Below are 17,220 nucleotides of genomic sequence, written 5' to 3' on the forward strand. Positions count from 1 at the left end.
GAGGTCTCCGCCCGGAATAGCCGCCGGTCCTCGCATCGACAACAGTTGCATATCAATCATTTGCATTTGCAACATTACCATTGACAAATATCTGGACCGGATGTCTCCTCCTGTCAACACGGAAACGGGCCCGAGCCGGAAAGGACGACGCCATGCGGGGAAAGATCGCGCTGGAGGAGCACTTCGCCATCGAGGAAACGGTCAAGGACAGCGCAGGCTTCTCGCCGGCCGACGACTGGACCGAGCTCAAGGCCCGGCTGCTCGACATCCAGGACCGGCGCCTCGCCGAGATGGACGCGCACGGCATCGAGATGATGCTGCTGTCGCTCAACGCGCCGGCGATCCAGGCCATTCCCGACGTCAAGCACGCGCTGGAGCTGTCGCGTCGCGCCAACGATTTCCTCGCCGAGCAGGTGGCGCGCCGGCCGCAGCGCTTCCAGGGCCTCGCCGCACTGCCGATGCAGGATCCCGAGGCCGCCGCGCGCGAGCTCGACCGCTGCGTCAGCGCGCTGAAGTTTCGCGGCGCCCTGGTCAACGGCTTCAGCGAAGTCGAGGGCCATGACGGCGCGCTGTACTACGACCGCAAGGAGTTCTGGCCGTTCTGGTCGGAGGTCGAGCGGCTCGACATTCCCTTCTATCTCCACCCGCGCAATCCGCTCGCGAAGGACGCCGCGATCTATGAGGGCCATCGCTGGCTGATGGGGCCGACCTGGGCGTTCGGCCAGGAGACCGCCGTGCATGCGCTGCGACTGATGGGCTCCGGCCTGTTCGATGCCCACCCGAGGCTGCAGATCATCATCGGCCATATGGGCGAGGGCCTGCCATATTCGATGTGGCGGGTCGACAACCACAACAAGTGGATGCGCGCGCAGAACGTCTATCCGGCCAAGCGCAAGATCGCCGACTACTTCCGCGAGAACTTCTACATCACGACATCGGGCAATTTCCGCACCCAGGCCCTGATCGACGCGATGCTCGAGATCGGCGCCGACCGCATCCTGTTCTCGGCCGACTGGCCGTTCGAGAACATCGATCACGCCGCCGAATGGTTCGACACCGCGACCATCTCCGAGGGCGACCGTTTCAAGATCGGCTGCGGCAACGCCCGCAGGCTGTTCAAGCTCTAGGAGCGCGCCGTCCAACCTGCCGCAGAGCAGGGCGCATCTTCAGTTGCAAGGGAGGAAACCGTGAGCACTTCGCCTGAACTCGACGTGCACGAGGAATTGTCCGGCGCGGCCATCGGCCGGCTGCACATCGTGCTCGGCATCCTGATCACGCTGATCACGCTGTTCGATGGCTACGACACGTTCAATCCGGCCTATGTCATTCATTACGTGGCCAAGCCGTGGGGCCTGTCGCCGAGCCAGGCGGGCTTCCTCGTGAGCTCGGGCCTGTTCGGTGCGATCGGGCACGGCGCGGTCGCCGACCGGCTCGGACGCCGTGGCACGCTTCTGGTCGGGCTTTGGGTCGTCAACGTCTTCACGCTCTTGACCGCGACCATCGGCAACGACTTCTGGAGCTTTTGCGCGCTGCGCTTTGCGACCGGCCTCGGTCTCGGCGTGCTGCTGCCGCTGGGCACGACCTTCGTCAATGAGCTGGCGCCGCGCCGCGTCAGCAACGCCTTCTCGCTGTGGGGCGTGACCCTCGGCTGGTCGCTCGGCGGCGTCTTCGCCGGGCTCGTCGGCGTCTATTTGACGCCGCATTACGGCTGGCAGATCCTGTATTATCTCGGCGCGCTGTCGATCCCGCTGACCCTTGTCGCGCATGCGGTGCTGCCGGAAAGCCCGCAATTCCTTGCCGTGCGCCGCCGCACCGGGGAACTGCGCGCGCTGCTCGGGCGGTTGCGTCCGGAGCGGGCGGCGCTCTATCGTGACGCCGCCTTCGTTTCGGCCGATGCCGCGAGCATGCCCAATCCGGTCGCGGCGCTGTTGAGCCCGCGCTATCGCCGCGTCTCGCTGACGATCTGGATCACCGCCTTCCTCAGCCTGTTCGCGATTTTCGGCCTGACCGGCTGGATCCCGACTGTCATGCAGAAGCGCGGCGAGAGCTTTGCAGCGTCATTCGGCTTCGGCGCGCTGATGCAGGCAATGTCGTTCGTCGGCGGGTTGACGCTCGCGATGCTGGCCGACCGCAAGATGGCGCTGACGCCGCGCTACCTCGCGACATGGTGGCTGATCGGCGGCATCGCCGTGCTGGCGCTGGTGTTCGTCAGCGGCCATGGCGTCAATCTCGCGATCGTCGCGGTCGCAGGCTTCTGCATCATCGGCGCCCAGCACGTGCTCAACAATTTCACCGCCGGTTCCTACGAGACGCTGCTGCGCGCCAGTGGCGTCGGCATGGAGCTGGGCGTCGGTCGCGTCGGTGCGATCCTGGGACCCTATGTGATCGGGCTGCTGCAACAGGCGACCGGCGGCCCCGACGTCTTGTTCTGGGCGATCGGTGGGGCTGCGATCGTCGGTGCGTTCGCGATCGGCTCGCTTGGCCTGGCCACTGTGCCGCGGCACGCGACCGTCGACGGCGCGCCCGCGGAGTGATCTCCACGAAAGGAGTACTCATGTCCAGTTCTACCCGTACCGCCGCAGATGCCGGCGCGGCACGACTTCCGGGATCATCCCTGGTGCTGCTGTTTGCGCGACTCGCGATCGCGCCGCTGTTCCTCTACAGCGGCATCGGCAAGGCGATGGCATTCTCCGCGACTGCCGCCCGGCTCGGCGCAGCCGACGGCTTTGGCGCCCTGCTGGCTGGTGGCGCGATGGCGGTCGAGCTCGGCTGTGGCGCGGCGCTGCTGCTCGGCCTGTTCGCGCGCCGGGCCGCCATCATCCTGTTCCTGTTCACGATCGCCGCGACCTTGATGTTCCACAATTTCTGGGCCGCGCCCGAGGCGCAGGTCGTCACCCAGACCATCAACTTCCTGAAGAACCTCGGCCTGCTCGGCGCGCTGGCGCTGATCGCAAGCTACGGCCCCGGCAGCTACGCGGTCAGCGGCGGCAAATAGGCCGCGCTCAGCCGCGGCCGACGATCAGCTTCAGCGAACCGTCGAAGGATGGCTGCGTCCGGAGATGGCCATGGGTCCGGTCCCAGCGTCCGGACTTCAGGTCGTCGCGCAGCCGGTCCTCGAATCGTCGCGTCGTCGTATCGTCGACAAAGCTCCACGCCGAGCAGGCCAGCCGCGCCATCGGATCGAGCAGCATCTCGGGCCGGCCGTAATACGCCTCGTTGAATCCGTCGGCGCAGTCGAGCGGGATCGGCACCGGTCGGATCTCCGACCGTGCGCCGAGCGCGCGGGCGATCGCGGCGGGAGGTGGATAGCGGCCGGCCTCGGTTGCGATCACATCGGGACAGTAGTCGTGCAGCCAGAAGCGATTGAGCTCGGCGGGTTCGCACGTCATGATGACGACGGGCCCGCGCGTGACGCGCCGCATCTCGCGCAGGCCGGCGGCGAGATCCTTCCACTGGTGCACCGAGAATGTCGACATGCTGGCGTCGAAGGCGCCGTCCGGAAACGGCAGCTTCTCGGCGACGGCGTCGATCGCCGGCGCCAGCGAGGCCGGGCGCTGGCTTCGCATCGAGCTCGACGGCTCGACTGCCGTCACGGCGCGATCGGTCGGCTCATATGATCCGGCGCCGGCGCCGACATTGAGCACCGTCTGCGCATGGCCGAGAGCGTCGGCGATCAGCGCGGCGATGCGCGGTTCAGGCTTGCGGAACTGGCCGTAGCGATTGCCGACCAGTCCATAATTGGCGTCGCCGGCGCTGCCGTCTTGATGTCGTGGTGCGTTGCTTTGCATGGCTCTCATCGGGTCGCGGCGAGGCCGCGGGTCAGTTCGTCTTGTGCGAGACGTTCTTGGCGACGGTGTAGCATTGCAGGCCCTCGGTGCCGCCCTCGCGGCCATATCCGCTGTCCTTGACCCCGCCGAACGGCGTCTCCGCGACGGAGGCGACGAAATGGTTGATCGAGAGGTTGCCGGCCTCGACGCCATCGGCGAGACGCTCCGCGTTGGACGCCGAGCGGGTGAAGGCGTAGGCGGCCAATCCGAACGGCAGCGCGTTGGCCTTCTCGATTGCCTCATCCAGCGTCTTGACCGGATTGACAAGGGCCAGCGGGCCGAACGGCTCCTCGTTCATCGCGCGTGCATCGTCAGGCAGGTCGGCGATCACCGTGAGCGGAAAATAGTAGCCGCGATTGCCGATCCGGTGGCCGCCGGCCAGCACCCGCGCACCTCTGGCCGTGGCATCGGCCACCAGCGTCTCCATCGCCTCGATCCGCCGCGAATTGGCCAGCGGTCCCATCTGGTTTGCGGGATCGAGCCCGTTGCCGACCTTGAGCGCGGCCGCCTTCTCGGCAAACGAGGTGGCGAACTGTTGATAGATCTGCTCCTGTACGAAGAAGCGCGTCGGCGCGACGCAGACCTGTCCGGCATTGCGCGACTTGCCGGCCACGGACGTTGCCGCGGTCGCGACCGGATCGACATCGTCGCAGACGATCACGGGCGCATGGCCACCGAGCTCCATGATCGCAGGCTTCATGTGCCGGCCCGCCATTTCGGCGAGGTGCTTGCCGACCGGGATCGAGCCGGTGAAGGTCACCAGACGGATTCGCGATTGCGGGATCAGATACTCGGAAATCTCGGCCGGGTTGCCGAACACCAGATTGAGCACGCCCGGCGGCAGGCCCGCATCGTGGAAGGCGCGAACCAGCTGCACCGCGCCGGCCGGAGTTTCCTCCGACGCCTTCAGGATGATCGAGCAGCCGGACGACAGCGCGCCGGCCACCTTGCGGGCCGGCGAGCTCATCGGGAAGTTCCACGGCGAGAACGCGGCAACCGGGCCGATCGGCTGCCGCAGCACGGTATGGCGCATGCCGGGCTCGCTCGGGATCACCCGGCCATAGAGCCGCTGACCCTCGGTCGCATCCCATTCGATGATGTCGCAGCCGCGGAGGATCTCGAGCTTCGCCTGCTCGATCGGCTTGCCCTGTTCGAGCGTCATCGCGACCGCCATCTCGTCGACGCGTGCGCGGATCAGGGCGGCGGCCTTCAGGATGACCTGCGCGCGTTTCGCCGGCGCGGTCTTGCGCCAGACCGCAAAGCCGCGCTCAGCCGCGTCGAGCGCATGGTCGAGATCGGCGCGGGTCGCGGTCGGCACCGTACCGAGGATGCTTTCATCGGCGGGATTGATGATCGGCGCGCCGTCGGCGCGCTTCCAGTGGCCGTCGATATAGAGTTCGATCTCTGGATAGGTCGTCATCGGCGATTCTCCGCTCTTGTCGTATCGTGATGGAAGCTGCGCGGGTGCGCAGGCTCATGCCCCCGCGCTGGACCGGAGCGCGCTGTCGGTCGGTGCGATCGACTGAAGCCAGTCGCCGAACACCTGTTCCGCTTGCACGGCGACGGTTCTGGCCAGCGCCTGAGTCCTCCCGCGCAGCTCTGATATCGAGACCTTAGCCGCCGCCAGTTCGACGGCGTGGCCGACATACCATTCCTCGAGCTGCCGCGGATCGGCCTCGAGATGGAATTGCAGCGCGAGCGCGTTGCGGCCCCAGGCGAAGGCCTGGTTCTGGTAGTTGGCGTTCGAGGCCAGCCGCACGGCACCCACGGGCAGGTCGAACGTATCGCCATGCCAGTGCAGCACCTCGTTTTGCAGGTTGCGCAGGCAGGACGATTTGCCATCCGGCGTCAGCTCGATCGGCCCCCAGCCGATTTCCTTGACCTCACCCGGAAATACCCGGCCGCCGAGCGCCTGCGCGATCAGCTGTGCGCCGAGGCAGATGCCGAGTGTGGGCAGGTCGCGGCGCAGCCGCTGTTCGAGCAGCGCGATCTCGGCGGTGAGGAACGGATATTTGTCGGTCTCATAGACCCCGATCGGGCCACCGAGCACGATCAAGAGATCGGCCTCCCGGATCGCGCGATCGGAGAGATCATCCACCGGCGCGTCGCAGAACGACACGCTCCAGCCGGCACGCTCCATGATCGGGGCGAGCAGCCCGAGATCCTCGAACGCCACATGACGGATGGCAATGGCGGAGCGGCGTGGTCGCATCGGTGACGTCCAGTCTGTCGTTATATAATCACAAATATAGCGTAGCGGATCACGACGAGTCCAGCCGCCGCCGGGCGGGGCCGGTCAGCGATCGGAATGCATCTTCTCGAGGAAGTCCTTCACGCCGCTGACCGCGCCGGTGTTGGAGGCGACGTAACCGGGGAGGGCGCCCACCGCCTTGTGAAACTCGCGGCTCTTCATGATGTCGAGCACGCGCCGCATCGGATCGGTATCGAGGAAGGTGCGCTTGCAGACGAAGAAATAATCTTCCGTGAGCAGCCGGATGAAGTCGAGGCCGAACTGTCGTGCGGCGGCCTCGACGCCGAAGCTCGCATCGGCCATGCCGCTCGCGACATAGGCGGCGACCGCGGCGTGAGTGAATTCCATGTGCTGGGCGCCGTTGATCCGGCTCTCGGGGATCCTGTGCAGCGCCAGCAACTGATCGAACAGCATGCGCGTGCCGGAATCATGGTCGCGGTTGACGAAACGGGCCTTGCGGTCGACCAGGTCCTTCAGCGCGGTGATCTTCAGCGGATTGCCGCGTTTCACCATCAGGCCCATCTCGCGGGTCACGAAATGGATCACGCGGTCCTCGCGCGGATCGAGCCACTCGCGGCAGGCCTTGATGCCCTGCGCCCGCAATTCGCCGCGCGGCAGATGCACGCCCGAGAGATCGCAGGCGCCCTGCGCCAGCGACACCAGCGAGTTCTGGTTCGAGACATAGCGCAGATCGACGCCCATGCCGCTCTCGCGGTCGAGGAACTCGCGCAGCTTTGAAACCGCGAAGCCATGGCTGGCATGGACCCGGATCACCTGCGGCCGCTGCTCGAGGAACGGCTTGATCTCGGTGACCAGCTCCTGCGCGAGGTTCTCGAGTTGCAGGCTGAGCCGCGCCTGCATCCGCTCGCCCGCCCACACCAGCTTCTCGCCGAACGCCGTCAGTTTCGAGCCCTTGCCGCGCTGCGTCTCGACCAGCGGAACGCCGAAGAAGGCGGACCATTGCTCAATCAGGTTCCAGACGTGGCGATAGGACAGCTGCGCGTCGCTGGCGGCGCTGGTGATCTTCCCGGTCTTCCTGATCTCGTTGAGGATACCGAGCATCACGACCACGGTCTGCGGTGAGTTCTCCTTGCGGAAGCGCCAGACGGTCTCGATCTCGATCTGCAACATCACGGACATCCAGTTATGAAATTGACTTCATATACTGGCATACCAATAGGCACAAGATATCATATTTACTGTTGATCGAGGCCTCCTACGTTCAATGATAACACCAGGAGGAAATATGATGTCTGTTGCATATGACTATGGACACGAACGCCACCCCCCGCGGCCCAAGCCCCGGCACTGAAGGACGAACTGCTGCTGATCGACGGCGCGCGGGTCCGCTCGCTCTCCGGGCGGACCTTCAAGTCGCTCAACCCGGCCACCGAGCAGGTGATCGCGACCATCGCGGAAGGCAATGAGGCGGATGTCGATCGTGCGGTCGCTGCCGCCCGCCGCGCCTTCGAGGGCCCGTGGCGTACGATGCGCGCCGCCGAGCGCGGCCATATCCTGCTGAAATGGGCCGAGCTGTTGAAGCAGCACACCGACGAGATCGCGGCGCTCGAGAGCCTCGATGCGGGCAAGCCGATCGCGGCCGTGCTGCGCCAGGATTTCCCGGCCGCCATCGACACGCTGACCTATTACGCCGGTTGGGCCGACAAGATCAGCGGCGACGTCGTCTCGGCGCGTGACGACGCGCTGACCTACACGGTGCGCGAGCCGGTCGGCGTGGTCGCTGCGATCGTGCCGTGGAATTTCCCGCTGATGATCGGGATGTGGAAGCTCGCCCCGGCGCTCGCCTGCGGCTGCACCATTGTGATGAAGCCCGCCGAGCTGACCTCGCTGTCGGCACTGCGGATCGCCGAACTGGCGCTCGAGGCCGGTTTGCCGAACGGCGTGCTCAACATCGTCACCGGTCCTGGCCGCACCGTCGGCGAGGCGCTGGTCAACCATCCCGATGTCGACAAGGTCACCTTCACCGGTTCGCCCGGCGTCGGCCGCGGCATCATGAAGGGCGCCGCCGGCAACTTCAAACGGGTCTCGCTCGAGCTCGGCGGCAAGTCGGCCAATGTGATCTTCGACGACGCCAATCTCGAAGCTGCGGCCAAGGCCGCCGCGGCCGGCATCTTCTTCAATGCCGGTCAGGTCTGCTCGGCCGGCTCGCGCGTGCTGGTGCAGGAGCGGGCGTATGACGAGGTGGTGGAGCGGCTGGTTGCCCGCGCCGAGGCGTTGCGCATCGGCGATCCCGCGGATCGCGCCACCGCGCTTGGCCCTGTGATCTCGGAGAAGCAGATGCGCTCGATCCTCGACTATGTCGAGATCGGTAAACAAGAGGGCGCGCAGCTCGCCACCGGCGGCACACGCGTCGGCGACCGCGGCTATTTCATCAGCCCCACGGTGTTCGCCAATGTCGCGCACGAGATGCGGATCTCGCAGGAGGAGATCTTTGGTCCCGTCGTGAGCGTGATCAAGTTCAAGGACGAGGCCGATGCGCTACGTCTCGCCAACGGCACCGCCTACAGCCTCGCCGCCGGCGTCTGGAGCGCCGACATCGGCCGCGTGCAGCGCTTCGCGCGCAAGGCCCGCGCCGGCACGGTGTGGATCAACACCTATGGCTACACCGACGTGCGCCTGCCCTGGGGCGGCGAACGCGACTCCGGCCTCGGCCGCGAGCACGGCACCGCCGCGCTCGACAACTTTACGGAGCCGAAGGCGGTGTGGATGAACCTGAACGTCTGACGATCGTCAGGAGGCGCGAGAACGCGCGACAAAATTGCTGTCGTCCCGGCGCAGGCCGGGACCCATAACCCCAAATCCATGTTGTTGGAACACGCTGGGGCCGCAGCAACGTCCGCGACTGACCTTTGTGGTTATGGGTCCCGGCCTGCGCCGGGACGACGATGTGGCGAGACTATCGGGCAATGTGCAGACATGATTGCTCGTTTCCTCTATCCTCGGGGGGCGACACCAACCACGCGAAAACGAGGCGATCGTGCAGACAAAAAAATTCGGCGAACACGGCCCGCAGGTCTCGGTGATCGGGCAGGGCACCTGGTATCTCGACCGCGGGGACCGCAAGGCGGCCGTCGCTGCGCTGAAGCGCGGCATCGATGCCGGCATGACCCATATCGACACCGCCGAGATGTATGGCGACGCCGAGCTCGTGATCGCGGATGCGATCGGTGGCCGGCGCGACGAGTTGTTCCTGGTCTCGAAGGTGCTGCCGAGCAACGCCTCGCGGCGCGGCACCATCATCGCCTGCGAGCGTTCGCTGAAGCGACTGAAGACCGACCGGCTCGATTGCTACCTGCTGCATTGGCGCGGCACCTATCCGCTTGCGGAAACGGTCGCGGCGTTCGACGAATTGATCGCCGCCGGCAAGATCCGCTCCTGGGGCGTCAGCAATTTCGACGCTGACGATCTCGACGAGCTGCTGGAGGTCGCAGGTCCTGGCAAGATCGCCTGCAACCAGGTGCTCTACCATCTGCGGGAGCGCGCCATCGAGCATGCCGTGATCCCGTGGTGCGTGCAGCATGGCGTCGCCGTCGTTGCCTACTCGCCGTTCGGCCACAATGATTTTCCTGAAGCGTCGAGCAAGGCCGGCACCGTGCTCCAGTCCATCGCGCAGGCGCACAAGGCGACGCCGCGCCAGGTCGCACTGAGCTTCCTGACGCGGCTGCCGTCGGTGCTTGCGATCCCGAAGGCGTCGAACGCGGATCATGCGGCGGAAAATGCCCTGGCCGGAACGCTGAAACTTGGCGCCGACGAAATCGCTGCGCTCGACGCCGCGTTCCCACGCGGGCCGAAACCGCGCTCGTTGCCGATGCTCTGAACAAAACGCGTTGCACAGGAATCCGTGAATCCCGCAAATTGCCGGGATTCACCGCGCTCCACTCCACTCATGAGTTAACAAACTGTTGCAGGTGCGGCCGCATTGCGGCCGCGGCGGGCGGTCGCGCCTGCTGACGCATATCGGAGTCCCGTTTTCGGGCATTGTTCTCGCAGCGGAATTGGCGTTCTCTCCTTCAGCAGATTCCCGTTATTTTGCTCATCGAGATTGCCGTGACACCGCCCCCGCCGCCGTGGCCGCCAGGCTGGACAGCGTTCCCCTTTCATTGCCCGCGAAGACCACGTTGGCGCGCAAGGCGCCGGCCCGCACCGACCGTCCGTTCAAGGGTATCGCGCTGATCCTGTTGTCGACGGTGTTCCTGGGGACATCGGACGTCACCGCAAAATATCTCTCGTCCACGCTGCCATCGATCGAGATCGCCTGGATCCGCTTTCTGGTGTTCGCATTGATCATGACGCCGGCGATGCTGCCGGGCACGCCACTGTTCGCATTGCGCAGCAGCCGTCCGGGTCTGCATGTGCTGCGCGGCGCCGCGCTGCTCGGCTCGTCGCTGATCTTCATCACCGGGCTCGGCTTCCTGCCGATCGCCGAGGCCTCGGCCACCAGCTTCGTCTCGCCGCTGTTCGTCACGGCGCTGTCGATCGCCTTCCTGGGCGAGAAGGTCGGCATGCGCCGCTGGGTCGCGACAGCGATCGGCCTTGCCGGCGTGTTCATCATCCTGCGGCCGGGCACCAGCGCCTTCCATCCCGCCGCGATCTTCCCGATCGTCTCGGCGCTGGCATGGGCAGGCACGCTGATCCTGACGCGGATGATGAGCGGCAGCGAGCGCCCGATCACCGTGATGACCTATTCGTCCATCGTCGGCGTCGCCATCGTCAGCGCGCTGGTGCCGTTCGTCTGGGTCACGCCGACCTGGCATGACATCATGTTCGGCATCCTGATCGGCGTTGCCTCCACGGTCGGACAGTGGATCGTGGTGCTGGCGTTCCGCTATGGCGACGCCTCGGTGCTGGCGCCGTTCTCCTACACGCAGCTCTTGTGGGTGAGCATCCTGGGCTTCCTGATCTTCGGTGAGGTGCCCGACCGCTGGACCATCCTCGGCGCCGGCTTCATCGTCGCCTCCGGCCTCTACACCGCGCATCGCGAGCGCATCCGCCGCTCGCAATTGCTTGACGTCGCCGGCGAGCCGTCGCCGAACGCCTGACGCGCGTATCCATTTTACAACAACTGCCCTTTATCCGCCCGGATTCCGGACGCGCACCATCACCATGCGCGGCCTGAGAAGACGCGTTCTCCGCGAATTGCAAGATAGCCCGTTCGGATTAAGCCGCGTCCACGCGGCACTGTCGATTTGGGGCTGGGGCAATGCCGGAGTGGGGCTGCGCGCGATTGCGTCTGCAAGGCTGGATGATGGCCGCGGTCATTTTTTCAGTCGGTCTATTGGCCGGGCCGGCGCTCGCGCAAAACGGTGGCGTGGGCGGCGAGGGTGATTATCAGTCGACGGGACAGTCTGGCGGCGTTGGCGGCGTTGCGGGCGTCAACGGCGGGGTCGGCGGCGACGGCGGCGCGCCGAACCGGTCGTGCAATTGCACCGGTGGTGGCGGTGGCGGCGGCGCTGAGGGCGCCGCCGGAGGGGCCGGCGGTCCCGGCGGCGCCGGCTCGCGTCCCGTTGGTGGAACTGGTGGTGGTGTCGGCCAGGATGGGGCTACCGGAGCGATCGGACTGGGCACGGCCAGTGGCGGTGGTGGCGGTGGTGGCGCAGCCAGCGGGCCAAGTGGTGCAACGCTCAACAATACCGCGATGCTGACTGGCGGCAATGGCGGCAAAGGCGGTGATGGCGGCGTCGATCATTCGGATCCAAGCAACCGACTTGCTGGCGGCGGCGGTGGTGGCGGTGCAGGCGGCTCTGCATTCACCATCACTGGGCCGGGAAGCGACACGAACAGCGGCAGCATCACGGGTGGCAATGGCGGCGCCGGCGGTGCCGGCGACGTCGGTGGCAGCGGCGGCGACGGCGGTCACGGCATCGTCGTCACCGCGTCGGGTGTGACAATCAACAATTCGGGCTCGATCTCAGGTGGCGCTGGCGGCGCCGGCGGAGCGCAGGTATCCGACACCTATTCGGACGGTGGTGATCCAGTTTACGGCGGAACGCGGGGGCGACCTGGAGCAGCGGGTATTGGCGGCTCCGGCATCATTGGCGCGGGCCTCACCATCATCAACAGCGGATCGATTGCCGGCGGCACCGGATCGGGCGTCGCGGGCAATGCGATCAGCTTCACCGGCGGGGCCAACACGCTGACATCGAGCGGCGGAACGCTGACCGGCAATCTCGGCATTGCCAATGGCGTCGGCGCCAGCCTGACCTTCTTGCAGACCAGTGCCGCCGGCGCCTCCGGCGATCTGACCATCTCCGGCATCACCGGCCTCACGGGCGGCGCCACCGACGCCGCGGTCGCCATCAAGATCGACGGCGGGCGCGCGTTCAAGATCACCGGCGCCAGCAACTACAGCGGTGGCACCTCGGTGAGCGACGGATCGACGATCATCATCGGCAACAGCAACGCGCTCGGCAGCGGCACGCTGACGATGGGCGAGACGCTTGCGGGGCACACCACGCTAGTGCTGAACGGTAACGGCCTCTCCATCGCCAACAACATCGTCATCAACAGCGATCCCGTCGTCACCGTCGCGGCCGGCAACACCAACACGATGACCGGAGTGATCAGCGGCGCGGGCGATATCGTGCTCAATGGCGGCGGGACGTTGGTGTTGTCGGGCGCCAATACCTACACCGGCGGCACCACGATCTGCGGCACAGCCTGCGGCGTCGCCGGCGGCGGCAGCGTTCTGGTGGTCGGCACCGATACGGTCGGCACACCCGGTGCGATCGTCTCGTCGGCGATCGGCACCGGGCGGCTGACCTTCGACGGCGGCACGTTGCAGGCCGGCGGCAATTACACCATCGCGAACGAGGCAGCGATCAATGCCAACGGCGGCACGATCGATTCCAACGGATACCGCTTCACCTATTCAGGCAACATCGCCGACGGTGCGGGCGGCAGCGGCAGCCTCCTGATCAAGGATTCGACAGGAACAGGTGCCCCGGTGACGCTCTCGGGCAGCAACACCTATTCCGGCGGTACCTCCGTGATCGGCACCACGGTGCGCGCGACCAACAGCAGCTCATTCGGCTCCGGCGCTGTGACATTGCAGGACGCCCGGGTGCAGATCGGCGGCACCAGCAACCTGACCATCGCCAACAATTTCAACATCAACAGTTCCACCTATGGCAGCGCGCTCGACGCCAACGGCAAGACGCTGACGATCGCCGGCAACATTGCCGACGGCAACGGTCCGGGCAGGCTGACGATCACGGATAGTACGTTTCGGCGCAGCACGGTGGTGTTGCTCGGTACCAGCACCTATAGCGGCGGCACTGCGATCTGCAATTGCGCGACCCTGGTGCTGGGCGACGCCAGCCACACCGCCTCGATCGTCGGCCAGGTCAGTAATGACGGGTTCCTCTATGTCCGGAATGCCAACACTTCCGCGATCACCAGTCTGACCAACAATGGATACACGGAATTCTCCGGCGCGACGATCGCGGGTGCGATGGCGATCACCAATCAGTCCAGCCTCGCATTCTCGGCGCGAGCAGCGCCGGCAACGCCAAGATCACGCAGATTATTTTCGGCAGCACGCGGTTTGGAACGTATGGAGGTACGGACACCAGCACCGCAGGTAATGCGACGATCGACAACACCAGCGCAATCACGATTTTTGCCGCGTCGACCAATGCCGGAACTGCCACCATCATCAATCGCTCCTATAGCAGCACGACATTTTACGATCAGTCGTCGGCCGCCGGAGCGACAATCACCAACAATTCTGGCGGCCAAACCGTGTTCGGCGGGTGTTGTGCGATCGATACCACGACCGCCGGCAACGCCGTCATCACCAACAACGACGGCGGTCAGGCGTGGTTTCAAGGCCATGCAACCGCCGGCAGCGCCGTCATCATCACCAATTCCGGTGGTTCGACGGTCTTCTACGGCAATTCGACCGGCGGCAACGCGCAGTTCATCACGAATGACACCGGGTTCGTCTCGTTCGCCGGCAGTCTCGGTGCGAACGGTGATGGCCGGATCACGGCCGGCTCGATCGCCGGCTCAGGCACCTACTATATCGGCGGCGGCAACACGCTCGTGGTCGGTGGCAACAACCTCTCGACGATGGTCCGCGGCGTGATCGCCGATGTCGATCCCTGCGGCTGTGCCCCGGCTGGCCCCGGCAGCCTGGAGAAGACCGGGAGCGGCACGCTGACCCTGTCGGGCACCAACAGCTATACCGGCACCACGACAGTCAACGGCGGCATCCTCCAGGTCGACGGCTCGATCGCTTCGTCGAGCCTCACCATGGTGAATGCCGGCGGGGCGTTGGTAGGCGTCGGCACCGTCGGTAGCACCACGATCGCGAGCGGCGGTATCCTTGCTCCCGGCAGCGGCACGACGGGCTCAGCGATGACGGTGGCAGGCAATCTCGCCTTCCAGTCGGGCGCACTGTATCTCGTCCAGCTCAGTTCGAATGCCGCGACCTCGGTCAACGTCACCGGCGGCGCCGCGCTCGCCGGATCGGTCGGCGTCAGCATCGCCGCCAACAGCACGGTCGCGAAGCAATACACCATCCTGTCGGCGGCTGGCGGCCGTAGCGGCACCTTTACCGGCGTTGATACACTAGGCACGCCAGCGGGATTCGTGACGAGCCTCAGCTACGAGGCCGGCCACGCCTACCTGAACTTCGCGCTCGACTACACCAGCCGCACCGACCTCAATGCCAACCAGAAGGCGGTCGCGACCGTGTTGCAGAACTTCTTCGACACCAATGGCGGCATCAACGCCGGCTTTGCCGGCCGTTCCGCGACTGGCCTGTCGCAGCTTTCGGGCGAGGGCGCGACAGGATCGCAGCAGACCACGTTCGGCGCGATGAACCAGTTCATTGGATTGCTGACCGATCCATTCGTTGCCGGCCGCGATGGCGGCACGGGCGCAGGCGCAGTGCCGTTCGCCGAGGAGAGCGCAACGCTTGCCTATGCGGCGCGAAATACCGAGCCGCGCGACGCACTGGCCGCGATCGATGCCAAGGCGCCACGGCAACAGATCGACTTCGACCGGCGCTGGAGCATCTGGGCGGCAGGCTATGGCGGCTCGCAAAGCACCAGCGGCAACGCCATGCTGGGATCGAACAACACCACGAGCAGCGTCTATGGCACGTCGGTCGGTGCCGACTACCGCTTCTCGCCGAACACGATCGCCGGCTTCGCGCTGGCCGGCGGCGGCACCAGCTTCGGCACCGGCGGTCTCGGCTGGGGCCGCTCGGACCTGTTCCAGGCCGGCGCCTTCCTGCGCCACAACATCGGCGCCGCCTATCTCAGCGCGGCGCTGGCCTATGGCTGGCAGGACATCACCACCGACCGCGTCGTCACCGCCGCGGGCACCGATCATCTGCGCGCCAATTTCAATGCCAATGCGTGGTCGGGCCGGCTCGAGGGTGGCTATCGCACCGCGACGCCATGGATGGGGCTGACGCCTTACGCGGCCGCCCAGTTCACCAGCTTCGAGTTGCCGGCCTATGCGGAGAGCGTGGTCTCCGGTGCCGGCACCTTCGCGCTGAACTATGCGGCCAAGAGCGTTACCGACGTTCGCAGCGAACTCGGCCTGCGCACCGACACATCGTTCGCGGCCGATGGCGGTCTCTTGACGCTGCGCGGCCGCTTCGCCTGGGCACATGACTTCAACCCGGAGCGCAGCGCCGCTGCCGTGTTCCAGACGCTGCCCGGTGCGGCCTTCGTGGTCAACGGCGCGGCACAGGCCAGCGAGGCCGCGCTGACCACTGCCTCGCTCGAAATGCGCTGGCGCAATGGCTGGTCGGTGGGGACGACCTTCGAAGGCGAGTTCTCCAGCGTCACCCGGTCCTACGCCGGCAAGGGTGTTATGCGCTACACGTGGTGACCCTCCGTGCTATAGCGTCTTGACGAAAGCCTGCCGCGGATTTGATCCGCGATGGTGCATTTCGCGAGACGAAATACGCATCAAAATGAGTGGGGCGAAACCCACGCGGGAGGGACTATGCGCGCAGCGATCTTCAGGAATGGCGAGATTGTCGTGGACCAGATGCCCGAACCGAAGCCGGGTGCCGGCCAGGTGCTGGTCAAAACGCTCGCCTGCGGCATCTGCGGCTCCGATCTGCACGCGCGCAAGCATGCCCACCGCATGGTGGAGCTGAGCAAGTTCCTGCCCGGCCGTACGCCGATGGATCTGTCGCGCGACGTGGTGTTCGGCCACGAGTTCTGCTGTGAGGTGCTCGATTACGGCCCGGGCACCACCCGCAAGCTGAAGCCCGGCACGCGCGTCTGCTCGCTGCCGGCGCTGCTGACGCCGGAAGGCCCGAAGGGCATCGGTTATTCCAACGACTACGTCGGCGCCTATGCCGAACAGATGGTTCTCAGCGAACCGCTGCTGCTCGAAGTGCCGAATGGGCTCTCCGCCGAGCACGCCGCGCTCACCGAGCCGCTGGCGGTCGGCGTGCATGCGGTGGCGATGGCCAACATCCAGGGCGGCGAGGTGCCGCTGGTGATCGGCTGTGGACCCGTGGGCCTCGCGGTGATCGCGGCGCTGAAGATCAGGGGGCTCGGCCCGATCGTCGCCGCCGATTATTCGCCGGCGCGGCGGCTGCTCGCCGAGAAGATGGGCGCCGATGTCGTGGTCGATCCGGCCAAGACGCAGCCCTATGCGAGCTGGGCCGAGCATGCCCAGATGAGCGAGGCGGAGAAGGCGGCGCGGCCGCCGTTGCAGGCGTTGCTGCCGCCGCTGAAGCCCGCGCTGATCTTCGAATGCGTCGGCGTGCCCGGCGTGTTGCAGCAGGTGTTCGAGGGCGCGCCGCGCAGCGCCCGCGTCGTCGTGGTCGGTGTCTGCATGGAGACCGACAAGTCGGAGCCGATGCTCGGCATCATCAAGGAACTCAACGTCCAGTACGTGCTCGGCTATACGCCGGAGGAGTTTGCCTATTCGCTGCGCCTGATCGCGGAAGGCCAGGTCGATGCCGCATCGCTCGTCACCGGCCGCGTCGGTATCGATGGCGTCGCGCAGGCGTTCGCCGATCTCGCCAATCCCGAGGCGCACACCAAGATCCTGGTCGAGCCGTGGCGCTGATTTTGGCCGTAGGCTGACGGCGGCGCGCGATTTGCATTTCGCGGCACCGAACCTATAGTTCGCTGTTCCTCATCG

12 protein-coding genes and 1 pseudogene are annotated in these 17,220 nt (G+C 66.1%); 9 read left to right on the top strand and 4 right to left on the bottom strand.

Going from position 1 to position 17,220, the window contains the following annotated elements:
• Positions 1-152 precede the first annotated feature (152 nt).
• From CWS35_RS17235 to CWS35_RS17245, 3 genes are read left to right on the top strand one after another with little or no spacing between them, the layout of a single operon-like run.
• Positions 153-1,127, top strand: coding sequence for an amidohydrolase family protein (locus CWS35_RS17235; protein WP_100952659.1), 975 nt, complete (start codon positions 153-155; stop codon positions 1,125-1,127).
• A 60-nt stretch (positions 1,128-1,187) separates the two neighbouring features.
• Entirely contained in the window at positions 1,188-2,534 is a 1,347-nt protein-coding gene (locus CWS35_RS17240; protein WP_100952661.1) for an MFS transporter, read from the top strand.
• Positions 2,535-2,554: 20 nt separating this feature from the next.
• Complete coding sequence (locus CWS35_RS17245; protein ID WP_100952663.1) at positions 2,555-2,995, top strand: DoxX family protein; 441 nt, start codon at positions 2,555-2,557, stop codon at positions 2,993-2,995.
• 7 nt (positions 2,996-3,002) lie between these two features.
• Here the strand turns inward: CWS35_RS17245 and CWS35_RS17250 are convergent, their stop codons facing one another.
• The 4 genes from CWS35_RS17250 to CWS35_RS17265 all read right to left on the bottom strand — a co-directional run bounded on the left by CWS35_RS17250 (position 3,003) and on the right by CWS35_RS17265 (position 7,209).
• Positions 3,003-3,788 carry a class I SAM-dependent methyltransferase gene (locus CWS35_RS17250; protein WP_100952665.1) on the bottom strand — a complete coding sequence of 262 codons (786 nt, stop codon included), beginning with the start codon at positions 3,786-3,788 and terminating at the stop codon, positions 3,003-3,005.
• A 31-nt stretch (positions 3,789-3,819) separates the two neighbouring features.
• The gene (locus CWS35_RS17255) at positions 3,820-5,247 is read right to left on the bottom strand and encodes an NAD-dependent succinate-semialdehyde dehydrogenase (RefSeq protein ID WP_100952667.1); all 1,428 of its coding nucleotides are present in this window, start codon (positions 5,245-5,247) and stop codon (positions 3,820-3,822) included.
• A gap of 54 nt (positions 5,248-5,301) precedes the next feature.
• On the bottom strand, positions 5,302-6,039 hold the full coding sequence (locus CWS35_RS17260) for a glutamine amidotransferase (protein WP_100952669.1): 738 nt from the start codon (positions 6,037-6,039) through the stop codon (positions 5,302-5,304).
• A gap of 84 nt (positions 6,040-6,123) precedes the next feature.
• On the bottom strand, positions 6,124-7,209 hold the full coding sequence (locus CWS35_RS17265; protein WP_024580864.1) for a substrate-binding domain-containing protein: 1,086 nt from the start codon (positions 7,207-7,209) through the stop codon (positions 6,124-6,126).
• Between the two features lie 118 nt (positions 7,210-7,327).
• On the opposite strand from CWS35_RS17265, the pseudogene CWS35_RS17270 reads away from it, so the two are divergent.
• The 6 genes and pseudogenes from CWS35_RS17270 (at position 7,328) to CWS35_RS17295 (ending at position 17,145) form a co-directional block, all read left to right on the top strand.
• Positions 7,328-8,823, top strand: a pseudogene (locus CWS35_RS17270) (aldehyde dehydrogenase family protein).
• 253 nt (positions 8,824-9,076) lie between these two features.
• The gene (locus CWS35_RS17275; protein ID WP_100952674.1) at positions 9,077-9,916 is read left to right on the top strand and encodes an aldo/keto reductase; all 840 of its coding nucleotides are present in this window, start codon (positions 9,077-9,079) and stop codon (positions 9,914-9,916) included.
• 250 nt (positions 9,917-10,166) lie between these two features.
• Positions 10,167-11,138: a DMT family transporter gene (locus CWS35_RS17280; RefSeq protein WP_029879049.1), complete on the top strand. Its 972-nt coding sequence runs from the start codon at positions 10,167-10,169 to the stop codon at positions 11,136-11,138.
• 206 nt (positions 11,139-11,344) lie between these two features.
• Positions 11,345-14,185: an autotransporter-associated beta strand repeat-containing protein gene (locus CWS35_RS40500; RefSeq protein WP_157817178.1), complete on the top strand. Its 2,841-nt coding sequence runs from the start codon at positions 11,345-11,347 to the stop codon at positions 14,183-14,185.
• Entirely contained in the window at positions 14,143-15,945 is a 1,803-nt protein-coding gene (locus CWS35_RS17290; RefSeq protein ID WP_245439008.1) for an autotransporter domain-containing protein, read from the top strand. The genes CWS35_RS40500 and CWS35_RS17290 overlap by 43 nt, the downstream gene beginning before the upstream one ends.
• A gap of 117 nt (positions 15,946-16,062) precedes the next feature.
• The gene (locus tag CWS35_RS17295; protein ID WP_024580869.1) at positions 16,063-17,145 is read left to right on the top strand and encodes a zinc-binding dehydrogenase; all 1,083 of its coding nucleotides are present in this window, start codon (positions 16,063-16,065) and stop codon (positions 17,143-17,145) included.
• The last annotated feature ends 75 nt before the right edge of the window (positions 17,146-17,220 follow it).

Origin of the sequence: Bradyrhizobium sp. SK17, from assembly GCF_002831585.1 — a bacterium.
Lineage (GTDB): Bacteria > Pseudomonadota > Alphaproteobacteria > Rhizobiales > Xanthobacteraceae > Bradyrhizobium.

Coding starts and splice junctions, on each gene's coding strand:
- CWS35_RS17235 (WP_100952659.1), top strand. CDS start 153: ATGCGGGGAAAGATCGCGCTGGAGGAGCACTTCGCCATCGAGGAAACG.
- CWS35_RS17245 (WP_100952663.1), top strand. CDS start 2,555: ATGTCCAGTTCTACCCGTACCGCCGCAGATGCCGGCGCGGCACGACTT.
- CWS35_RS17250 (WP_100952665.1), bottom strand. CDS start 3,788: ATGCAAAGCAACGCACCACGACATCAAGACGGCAGCGCCGGCGACGCC.
- CWS35_RS17255 (WP_100952667.1), bottom strand. CDS start 5,247: ATGACGACCTATCCAGAGATCGAACTCTATATCGACGGCCACTGGAAG.
- CWS35_RS17260 (WP_100952669.1), bottom strand. CDS start 6,039: ATGCGACCACGCCGCTCCGCCATTGCCATCCGTCATGTGGCGTTCGAG.
- CWS35_RS17265 (WP_024580864.1), bottom strand. CDS start 7,209: ATGTTGCAGATCGAGATCGAGACCGTCTGGCGCTTCCGCAAGGAGAAC.
- CWS35_RS40500 (WP_157817178.1), top strand. CDS start 11,345: ATGGCCGCGGTCATTTTTTCAGTCGGTCTATTGGCCGGGCCGGCGCTC.
- CWS35_RS17295 (WP_024580869.1), top strand. CDS start 16,063: ATGCGCGCAGCGATCTTCAGGAATGGCGAGATTGTCGTGGACCAGATG.